This is a genomic window from Psychrobacter sp. UBA2514 (assembly GCF_002341255.1).
Taxonomy (GTDB): Bacteria; Pseudomonadota; Gammaproteobacteria; order Pseudomonadales; family Moraxellaceae; genus Psychrobacter; species Psychrobacter pacificensis.
In genome coordinates, this window is sequence record NZ_DDNS01000007.1 from 122248 (window position 1) to 132762 (window position 10515).

A 10515-nucleotide genomic window follows, 5' to 3' on the forward strand; every position below is an offset into this window, starting at 1 on the left:
AGTTTACGGCAGTAGCCACAGTCGGCGTCAGTAAAGGCATAGACGACCGCTTTGGTCTCACCTTTTGCTGGATAAATAATCATCTCTTTTTTATCGACTGCTTTTAACGCTTCTTGCGCGGTACTGGCCGCCAAAGCAGCACTGATATCCACTGGCGCAGCACCGCCAACGGCAACGATCTGTCCTTGGATAATATGCTTACCGGACTTATCGGTAAAGAAAGAAGGTAGCCCTTCAGCAGTCACCCAATAAATACCATCCATATCTGTTGGTACCGCTGAGACGATGGTTTCTTCGATACCAGACGCCTTTAGATTTGCTTGTAATGCACTAACCACTGCAGAGTCATTATCAGCTGACACTTTGGCTGGCGCATCCTTGGTCTGCGCCGCGTTGACAACACTGGTATTACTGGTTGCATCCGCTGCATTGTTTGAGCAGCCAGCAGCAATACCTACTAGCAAGGCACTCATCACAAAACGAGATAGGGTAGTACGAGAGAAAAAATTATTCGTCGTGGTGTTTTTGCTAATGGATGACGGCATATGGATTTCCTATAGGCATCGCGCCTAGACATGAGTTCGTTATATACAAAGCGTTGTGAATTACAATATATAGTAAGGTGTCTGTGTAGTGTTTTAAAGGTTTAATTTTACAGAAGTTTTTATAAATGATTGATAGTAAAGATAAGCGGTAAAATCGCTATATTAGCATATTTATGGATAATGACAGCTCAAATGCACTGTCTAATAAATGCAAATAATCCCAACTTTTAAGAATAGCTGACAACACAAATTCAAAAAATAAGATACATTTGTACTATGTAATATATGGACGTGCCCTTGTAGTCTACTGCTAACAGCATTGTTATTATAAGAATTGTTTTTATAAGAACTCTAATAAAAAACTTTGTTTTAATGATTTCAGTAGTACTTACTTCAACAAATTTGCTTTAAGGAGCACACATGGCAGGTGCCAGTTTATTAACCTTACTTGATGATATCAGTGTGATATTGGATGACGTCTCCGTCATGACCAAAGTCGCTGCCAAAAAAACCGCTGGGGTATTGGGCGATGATTTGGCGTTGAATGCTGAGCAAGTTACTGGTGTCAAAGCCAACCGCGAACTACCTGTTGTCTGGGCAGTTGCTAAGGGCTCGTTCATCAATAAGCTCATTTTGGTACCAGCAGCGTTATTGATTAGTGCGATTTATCCACCGCTTGTCACGTTTTTATTGATGTGTGGCGGTCTGTTCTTGGTTTATGAGGGGGCTGAAAAAGTCATACATCGGTTTTGGCCACATGCATTGCCACATGATGAAGAACAAAATGCTCGCCGAAAAGCCAATGCCGATGAAACAGTCGATTTAGTGGCATTTGAAAAAGAAAAAATCAAAGGGGCCATACGTACAGATTTTATCTTATCCGCTGAGATTATCGTGATTGCACTAGGCGCAACGGCAAGTGCTACTTTGCTAGAACGCAGTTTAGTATTGTCCATCTTGGCAATTGGTATTACGATTGGTATTTATGGTTTGGTCGCTGGTATTGTCAAAATAGATGATGCAGGCCTACATCTGATGGAGCAAGAAAGCACGTTTAAGAAGAAATTAGGTAAGGTGATGTTTGCCGCCGCGCCAAAGCTCATGAAGTTTTTATCCATTGCAGGGACGTTGGCTATGTTCTTAGTGGGTGGCGGTATCTTAGTACATGGTATTGGCTTTTTGCATCACGGTGTAGAGGATATCGCACATCTCACTGGTATTTTTGAAGGAGTAACAACCACCGTATTAAATGGTGTTATTGGTTTTATTATCGGTGTGGCAGTTGTGGCATTGCTTACCATTATTGATAAAGTTCGCGGCAAAGATGATAAGGCTTCTTCTACTCATTAAGCTGGTTTGTGGTTTTATCTTATGTCCAATTTTATTCTAAATAGATAATTAAACAAAAACCTATTAAAGCAAAAGCCCCAAAGCTATTAGTAGCTTTGGGGCTTTTATATTTCTGCTTCTATATATTAGCTTTCGCTATCGGTATCATCAGACGCAAGCTTCTCAGCTTGGGTCGGTTTTTTATGATCCGTTTTGGGCTTGCGACTGCGTGCCTTTGGAACCTTCGGCGTCGTCAGGTTAAACATGCCGGTCTGTGGCAGCAATTGCTCAGCCACATTCTCGATCATGTTTTTATAGCTGGCGATGGTGGTCTTAGATTTAGCTGCTTGACTGTCATCTTTGCTCGTCTCTTTAGCAGATTCTTCTACTTTAGATTCGGTTGTTTGCTCAGCCTCTTCTGCATCAGACTTTTCTACATCTGCCTGTGTTGCATCAGCTTCCGTCGTATTGACTCCTTGTGCTTCACTGGCTTGAGCTTCTACACGGTTAGCAGCTGATTGCGCTTGCTCGACTTCTAGCAATTTCTCACTATCAGCGCTGACATGGTCAGCCTGAGCTTGATTGGCCAGTGCTGTCGCTTCAACGTTATGTGCATCCACTTCGCTATTGTTTTGCTTAGTATTTACTAGCGATGCTTCATTGCTCGAAGTCTGCTTTGTAGGAACACTCAACACAGCTGGCTCTTGGTAGTCAGGATGCTGACCGCGTGGATCATTGCTGGCACGCTTGCCAATGGCACGTGGTTCAACGGCGGTTTTGCCTTGAGCTACTGCAAATTGACTGACTGCTTGAGTCATCGCTGCGAAGCGTGCCAAGTAATCGGCTGCTAATGGCTGGTAGCCATAGTTGCTAAAGTCAAAGCGCTGACTGGCCATATTGTTGCTATGGTTGTCATCGACAGCATTCTCAACGTTGGTGCTATTATCTGCAGATTGCGCTTGCTCGTTATACAAGGCAATTGTCTCGATAAAGCAGCTGATAACGCCATTTTCTGCTAAGCGAGTTTGCGCGTCTGGCAGCGTCGCACGAATAAACTCACCAACGGTGCCACGTATCGCTGCTACACTTACAGTAGTAGCTTCGACCTGAGGTGTTGCTTTTGCTTGCTGAGCACGTACCACACGTGGGTCGTTGCTAGCTTGACCAAACTTCTCAGCAGTCACGTAACGTTCACCAAACAGTGATTCGTGTGTTAACTCAAGTGCTGAGTTACTCATGCCTTTATCATTGGCACCACTGTCATTAGCTGGAACTTTTTTAGCTTCTTCAGCTTTACTGACATTATCAGTGGTACCAGTATCAGTGGTCTCAGCTTTCTGATGCTCGGGCTTGGTTTTGGCCTGTTCTGCATCAGCCGTTTTTGTACTAACTGACTGACTGTCTACGTCGCCAGCAGAGGCTGGTTGGTCGCTAGAAGAGGTTGGTTGCGCTTGTTCTGACTGATTTTTATTATCAGTGCTCTGCTTACGATCAGGTGCATTGTTTTGCACCTTAGCGTTAGTAGTCGCCTCTTGGTTGTTTTGAGTCTGATTCTCAGACGTCTCTACCGTACCCTTTTTATTGTCACCTTTTTGGTCAGTATTTTTCTCACTGTTACTAGGCTTGTTGGCAGCTTGCTGAGTAGCGTGATCTTTTGTGCTCTCGTTCTTTGCCGTGCCGTTTGTTGAGCGTTGTTTATCGCTAGATTGAGGCTTAGCAGGCGTGGACTTGCTATCATCTAAAGATAAGTGTACAACTTCTGACGCCTTTAGCTTGGTCGGTGCTTCATTGACTTGTAGCACGACTTCATTAGGGTCCTGACTACGACGTGTGCCAGATTGGTTTTTACCATTGGCATCGTCGCTATTTTTACCATTTTGCTGCTTGTTTTGCTTAACATCGTCAGCCGTTAGCGTCTCACCGCGCTCTAGCTTTCCGCGTGAGCCACGTTGGCTATGCGATTTACGCTTAGCGCGCACTTGCTCATCAGCTTTTTGGCCAGTTACGTTGTCTGCGTCATTACGATCGTTTGCTTTTTGGTTATTGTCTTGACGATTGCTGTTGTCTTGACGGTTATTACGATTGCGATCGTTCGTACGTCTGTTTTCCTGTTGACGCTTGTCTTGCTGTTGTTGGCCTTGCGTGTCAGACGATTTCTCATCAGCACCGCTATTGGTATGGTCAGTCGTCTCGTCAGTCGCTTCTTTTCTTTGACGCGGCTTTGAGTTTCTTGACTTACGCGGCTTACGTCTTCTTCTGTCTTCGTTATTGCTGTCATCAGTATCGCTGTCGTTAGTACGGCGTGTCTGTTGACGATTAGCGTTGCTATCTGATGGTTGGTTGTCGTTTTTCTGATGATTGTTTTGTTGAGTTGGCTGCTCACTATTTGAAGCGCCACTATTCAATGCATTGCTATCAACTTGGTCAAATGAGCCTAAGCTTTGTGCGCCAGTATTTACCAAGGCCTCGATCGCTTCAGCGGCATCGCGACTACTGACACTAGGTGTGGTGGTGGCTTGCGGTGCTTGCGCAAACAGATTTGATAACCAAGCGACTGCTTTTGGTTGAGCAGTGGCTTCCACATTTTGAGCTTGCGCTGCGACTGGCGCTACAACGTTTTTAGGTTGACTGGCTTGTGGTGCGCGCGCTGGCGCAGCGTCATTAGCATTTTTATGATTACGGCGATCATTGCTATGATTGACGGTATCGTTCTGCGATTGCGTGGCTGTGCTCTGCTTGTTGTTATCATTTGACGGTTTACGAGGCTGGCGAGTAGGCTGCTGCTCAGGGCGCTCTTTTTCAGCCGTTTGCCAGTCGACATTGTAGCCAAGGTCACTGTGCTCTTGTTGCTGGGTATCAGTGATACGCTCGTAGCTCGATGGGGCAAATCCGTCGCGGTTAAAGTGCAGCTTAAAGTTTGGTGACTCTAAATGGGCGTGCGGCAAAATCGTGATACGAGTGCCACTATCTTGCTCAAGATAAACCAAGCTGTCACGCTTTTCATTTAGCAAAAATGCTGCGATGTCGGTTGGAACTTCCGCTTGTACTTCACCTTGGCGTTCTTTGAGCGCAATTTGTTCAATTTGACGCATGATAGAGAGCGACAATGAACGCAGGTCACGAATCATACCGTTACCATGGCAACGTGGGCAGATATAACCAGTTGATTCTTCTAATGATGGACGTAGACGCTGACGGCTCATTTCCATCAGACCAAATTTAGAGATATCACCAAACTGGACGCGAGCACGATCGTATTTGGTCGCATCAATTAGACGCTTTTCGACTTCTTTTTGATGCTTATTGTCATTCATGTCAATAAAGTCAATAACGATCAAACCACCCATATCACGCAAACGCAGCTGACGGGCAATCTCGTCGGCCGCTTCTAGGTTGGTATGATAAGCAGTCTCAGCAACGTCTGAACCTTTAGTCGACTTAGCTGAGTTGATGTCGATAGAGACCAAGGCTTCTGTTTGGTCGATGACGATTGAGCCACCTGATGGTAGACGTACCTCACGCTGATAGGCCGTTTCGATTTGTTTTTCGATATTAAAGCGCGAAAACATTGGTTCATAATCGGTATATTTGCGTAGCTTTTCGGCTTGTTTTGGCATCACTGCATCAATAAAGCCTGCTGCTTCAATATAAGCGTTTTCGTTATCAATCCAAATCTCAGCGATATCATCACGCAAATAGTCACGGACAGCACGGGTAACGACACCTGCTTCTTGATGGACAAGGCGCGGTGACGGATATTTTTGGTTTTGTTCTTGGATGGCCTGCCAGATATTAAGCAAATGGTTAAGGTCATGTTGCAAGTCTTCTTGCGTCTTGCCGATACCCGCGGTACGAATGATAACACTCATGCCTTTTGGCAAATCAAGATTGCTCAGCATACGTTTCATGTCTTCGCGCAGCTTGCCTGAGATTTGACGTGAGATACCGCCGCCACGAGGGTTATTTGGCATGAGTACCAGATAGCGACCAGCCAAAGAGACATACGTCGATAGGGCAGCGCCTTTGTTACCGCGCTCTTCTTTTTCGACTTGGACGATTAGCTCGTCGCCTTCTTTAATCAGTTTTTTGATGTTTTCATCACGTGGGTTACCGCTTAGGTATTCGGCAGAGATTTCACGAATCGGCAAAAATCCTTGGCGCTGAGAGCCGTACTCGACAAATACCGCTTCAAGCGATGGCTCAACACGGGTTACATGGCCTTTATAAATGTTAGATTTTTTTTGCTCGCGGGTACGATTTTCTAGGTCGAAATCGTATAGATGATTGCCTGTACATAAGGCGACACGAATCTCTTCGTTTTGAGTTGCGTTGATCAAAATGCGTTTCATATTTATATCCTATGAGTACGCATAACAACGATAAGACAGTCTTTAAAAGATAGTGGCAAGTGTGGCTAATATGACATTAGCATTTGTAGATATCAGTGAACAGTAGAACGTAAATCGTGGGTTTCGTAAAGCACGTAGGCTTTTTCAATGGCTCTTTTACCTGAACTTATGAGCGGTGCTCACATTAATATAAATAAAATAGGGTGTAAGGCTATGATACTTATATTCTATTATCAATAAACTTGGTACATATATGAATATGTCAGCGAATAAAAACTCTCTTAATGTCAGTACGTTCTATTGGTAGTGATGTTGGCGCACGTTGTAAGCGTGGGCGACGGACAGCTACGGGTCTAAAAAATACTGATATTAAAAAGGCATATTGCGGTAGCCATTCATCCTTCAAAGTCTAACAATAATATCGCGGTCGTGATTGCTACTATATATCGTAGCGTCATCAGTCAGCGGTTATCTATTCAGGCAAAGCGATTGGTTACTCTTTATTTATCGTTCTTTATATATCGTCAATAATATCTTGGGTGTCTCAAGGTTAGGTATCACAGCTTTGGTTATCAGCGGGGCGTACTTGGCAAACAGAGTAATGGACCAGCTTGTCAGCATGGTATCGTATTTACCTCTTTATCGTCATCTGTTTGACCACCAATACTCAGGCAGCTATCGAACTATTTTTCGATCCTAACGCTAACCGACCCATACTTGCTCAACTATGCTGTCATAAATGACCATCAGATAAGTAATCATTAAATAATAAATAGTTATCAAAAAAAGTCGTTGTCATGCAGTTAGTGAGTCAATGTGGTGTTGTCATCCGTTAATAAATAGACTGATCGTCAAAGTTATTAACGCGATGGTATTTAGTGTCACTATTTGTTTTATGGTACCGAGTAAAATTCGATACAGTGTTTTAATTTATAGGGCTGTGTTTGGTAACGAATACCTTTAAATGCTAATGCCTCTAAACGACTGGCCCTACAATTAGATGAAACGTTTCATAGCAGCAGGGTAAATAGCATTGACCTCTTTACTAACAATCAGTAAACACTGGAAAGTAATAAAACAGTGACCAGCTATCTGAAACAACAATGATTATTGCTGTCGCCTCTGCTTAATTGTCGCTCAACATGCTAAACTATAACAAATCTTTGTGTAAATACCTAACTAAAAATGACAAACTCAAAAATGACTGACGACGCTCCTACCCATGAAGCGCCTGCTATTTTCAATAGTAAAACCCGCCCACAAAGCGCTGACGATGAGATTAGCAACTTCGGCAAGGTAAACTACCTTGAAGTAACACGCCATCAGCACGACCAGCGTTTGGATAACTTTTTGCTCAATCGCTTGAAGGGTTTGCCAAAATCGCACATCTATAAAATGATTCGCTCAGATGAAGTGCGCGTCAACAATAAACGCTGTAAGGCACATGATAGATTGCAGCGTGAAGACGTCGTGCGTATCGCACCTGTGGAGCTAGCAACGCGCGAAAAACCCATCATCAGTGCTGAGTTTGCTAAAAGCTTGCTCGCCCGCGTGGTCTATGAAGATGAAGGCTTGATCGTACTAAACAAGCCTTTTGGTATTGCAGTGCATGGCGGTAGTGGTTTGGACTTTGGGGTCATCGAAGCCATGCGTGAAGTGACGGGTAAAAAGTATCTAGAGCTGATTCACCGCATCGACAAAGATACCTCAGGGCTGTTGATGATCTCCAAAAAACGCTCAACACTCAAAGTATTGCAGCAGCACTTAGTAGATAAAACCATTCAAAAGCACTATCTATGCCTTGCCAAAGGACAGCCTGCGCTGAATGAGCAACGTATCAATGCACCATTATTGCGTTATACACTTGCTAGCGGCGAACGCCGTGTCAAGGTAGATAGCCAAGACCCGCAAGCGAAAGAAAGCCAAACAGACATCATCGTCCATGATCGCTTTATGATTAATAGTCAGCCAGTAAGCCTCATCGAAGCCAAGCCACTAACTGGCCGCACGCATCAAATCCGTGTGCATTTGGCTCATATTGGTCATGCTATCTTGGGTGATGATAAGTATAACGTGCATGATAAATCAGGCGTTCATCGTCTGTGCTTGCATGCGTGGCGCTTAGATATTCCGGGTTATGACGCTATTACCGCACCATTGCCAGACGACATGGCGGATTGGCTACCAGAGACAGCCAAGTTGCCTGAATAAGTCTAAATATAATCATTTTGGTCTAAAAATGTAGACCTTTATAGAAACATGAAAACGTCACGATACCTTATTTAATCAATAAGCCGCCGTGACGTTTTCGTATCTGCTACTTACTATTGCTATTCGTTAAGGTGAATCCATGACTGAAACATCGACACCTCACACTAAAACACCCAATCAATATACTCAGTCAGTAGATAAGCATGATTTGTCTGACAAAACGCTGATCATTTTTGATTGGGACGGTACGCTGATGGATTCTATCGGCTTAATTGTGGATTCTATGCATGTGGCTGGAGAGGCACATGGATTTAAGACGACTGATAAAGCGGTGAAAGACATCATTGGTCTGAGTTTAATGAATGGTATCGAGATTTTATATCCTTATGCAGATGAGTCGCAGACGCTCGCCATTCAGCAGACTTATGCAGAGTACTATATTGCTAATAGCCACTGCACGCCACTCTTTGAGCCGATAGAGGATATGTTGCAGACTCTGCAGAAGCAGGGCAAAAAGCTTGCTGTTGCAACTGGTAAAAAAAGAAAAGGGCTAGATCGTGTATTGGATGCCTCTGACAGTCGCGATTATTTTGTCATGACACGCTGTGCTGATGAGTCAGGCTCAAAGCCTGATCCGCAGATGTTAATCGATATTTTGGCGTATACACAAAAAGAGGTTTCTGATGCCGTGTTTATCGGAGACAGTATCTATGATATTCAAATGGCAACCAAGCTTGGCATGACCAGTATCGCGGTCAACTATGGCACAGCAACAAGTGCAGAGCTTGCCGCTCAGCAGCCGACATATCAGGTTGATACGCCGCAAGCATTGGCTAAGCTATTGTGTGCTTAAATAAAAGCCTTTTTAACTTACATAAAAAAAGGGTTTATCGTTAATATCGACAAACCCCTTTTTTGATGCCTGGCAAAGACAATATTTATTCAGCATCTTTTGGTGCGTCTGTCACTGAGTTAGCTGCCAGTTGTTCACTAGCATCATTAGCAGTATCATTTTGTGTCAGATTACTCTCAATGATTTTGTCATTATCCAGTTGATAATCGTACCATCTACCCATGACACCAGCCAGCTCATCCAGACCTTCTTTTCTCAAGGCTGAAAACAACTGGATAGTACAGTTTAAGCCGAGTTTTTTGAGTCTTTTACGGGTATTGAGTAGGGCGTTTTTAGAGGCACCATACTTAAGCTTATCCGCTTTAGTCAGCAAGATGTGTACGGGTAGGTCACCATCTTTTGCCCAATGCAGCATCTGCTCGTCAAAAAACTTGAGTGGGTGACGAATGTCCGTCATCAGCACTAGGCCAGCAAGACTTGAGCGCGATACTAAATACTCTTCTAGCTCGACCTGCCATTCTTTTTTCATCTCAAGTGGTACAGCGGCATAACCGTAACCTGGCAAATCAACCAGTCGTCTATCAGTGTTACCGATACTAAAAAAGTTAATCATCTGCGTACGTCCTGGCGTTTTGGACGAGCGTGCAAGCTGGCGCTGATTGGTCAAAGCGTTGATAGCTGAGGATTTACCAGCGTTCGAGCGTCCTGCAAAGGCAACTTCTAATCCCATATCAGGTGGGCAAAGCTTAAAGGTGGGCGCTGATGTCATAAATTCAGTCTGCTGAATTTTCTGACGAGCTTTGGTGTTGAACAGCGCATGTTCGGCAGCAACATCGGTAAACGGGGTATTCATAAATGGCTCATTAATCTTAAAAAATTAGATACGGGTATAAAATTCTGGTTAGCTGGTGGTTGGCTTAAGCCATGACTTCAATTTAGCAAATATGCAAAAAGTGGTAAGAGGCTCTGCTTCATCAGCGCTCATACCTTGTAAAGTTAGCGATTTGATATTATCCGCTATTCTATACTATTACCTGTCTTACTTATTGAAATAACTGCGATTAGCATCATATAAATAGTAGGATAACATTAAAGTTAATTGTTGATTAGAATAAGTTTTTAGTATTAACAAAGCTGAATATAATTTATCTATGTTTGCATGACATATATTGTTACAATGTTTAATAAAAGACATTTAGGACGTATTGAACATTCGACCATGGCACTG

The 10515-nt window shown here is 43.6% G+C and carries 6 protein-coding genes; 3 read left to right on the forward strand and 3 right to left on the reverse strand.

Features of this window, described 5'->3' with window-relative positions:
- On the reverse strand, positions 1-545 hold a 545-nt coding region (locus tag B3V51_RS02390; protein WP_286707905.1), incomplete at its 3' end, for a disulfide isomerase DsbC N-terminal domain-containing protein.
- A 420-nt stretch (positions 546-965) separates the two neighbouring features.
- Here B3V51_RS02390 and B3V51_RS02395 point away from each other — a divergent pair.
- Positions 966-1895 carry a DUF808 domain-containing protein gene (locus tag B3V51_RS02395; RefSeq protein ID WP_071002377.1) on the forward strand — a complete coding sequence of 310 codons (930 nt, stop codon included), beginning with the start codon at positions 966-968 and terminating at the stop codon, positions 1893-1895.
- Positions 1896-2020: 125 nt separating this feature from the next.
- Here the strand turns inward: B3V51_RS02395 and B3V51_RS02400 are convergent, their stop codons facing one another.
- A complete protein-coding gene (locus B3V51_RS02400; protein ID WP_286707906.1) occupies positions 2021-6223 on the reverse strand; it encodes an Rne/Rng family ribonuclease in 4203 nt (1400 codons plus the stop codon).
- 1200 nt (positions 6224-7423) lie between these two features.
- Between B3V51_RS02400 and B3V51_RS02405 the strand changes: the two genes are divergently transcribed.
- Both B3V51_RS02405 and B3V51_RS02410 read left to right on the forward strand, forming a co-directional pair.
- Complete coding sequence (locus tag B3V51_RS02405) at positions 7424-8434, forward strand: RluA family pseudouridine synthase (RefSeq protein ID WP_212563951.1); 1011 nt, start codon at positions 7424-7426, stop codon at positions 8432-8434.
- A 139-nt stretch (positions 8435-8573) separates the two neighbouring features.
- Positions 8574-9287, forward strand: a complete 714-nt coding sequence (locus B3V51_RS02410) for an HAD family hydrolase (protein WP_212563950.1) — start codon at positions 8574-8576, stop codon at positions 9285-9287.
- Positions 9288-9372: 85 nt separating this feature from the next.
- On the opposite strand, the gene yihA is transcribed toward B3V51_RS02410, so the two are convergent.
- Positions 9373-10140: a ribosome biogenesis GTP-binding protein YihA/YsxC gene (gene yihA, locus B3V51_RS02415; protein WP_286707907.1), complete on the reverse strand. Its 768-nt coding sequence runs from the start codon at positions 10138-10140 to the stop codon at positions 9373-9375.
- Between the last annotated feature and the right edge of the window lie 375 nt (positions 10141-10515).

What these genes read in the sequence shown, in the direction of transcription:
- B3V51_RS02395 (WP_071002377.1), top strand. Translation starts at nt 966, where the DNA reads ATGGCAGGTGCCAGTTTATTAACCTTACTTGATGATATCAGTGTGATA.
- B3V51_RS02405 (WP_212563951.1), top strand. Translation starts at nt 7,424, where the DNA reads ATGACTGACGACGCTCCTACCCATGAAGCGCCTGCTATTTTCAATAGT.
- B3V51_RS02410 (WP_212563950.1), top strand. Translation starts at nt 8,574, where the DNA reads ATGACTGAAACATCGACACCTCACACTAAAACACCCAATCAATATACT.
- B3V51_RS02400 (WP_286707906.1), bottom strand. Translation starts at nt 6,223, where the DNA reads ATGAAACGCATTTTGATCAACGCAACTCAAAACGAAGAGATTCGTGTC.
- yihA (WP_286707907.1), bottom strand. Translation starts at nt 10,140, where the DNA reads ATGAATACCCCGTTTACCGATGTTGCTGCCGAACATGCGCTGTTCAAC.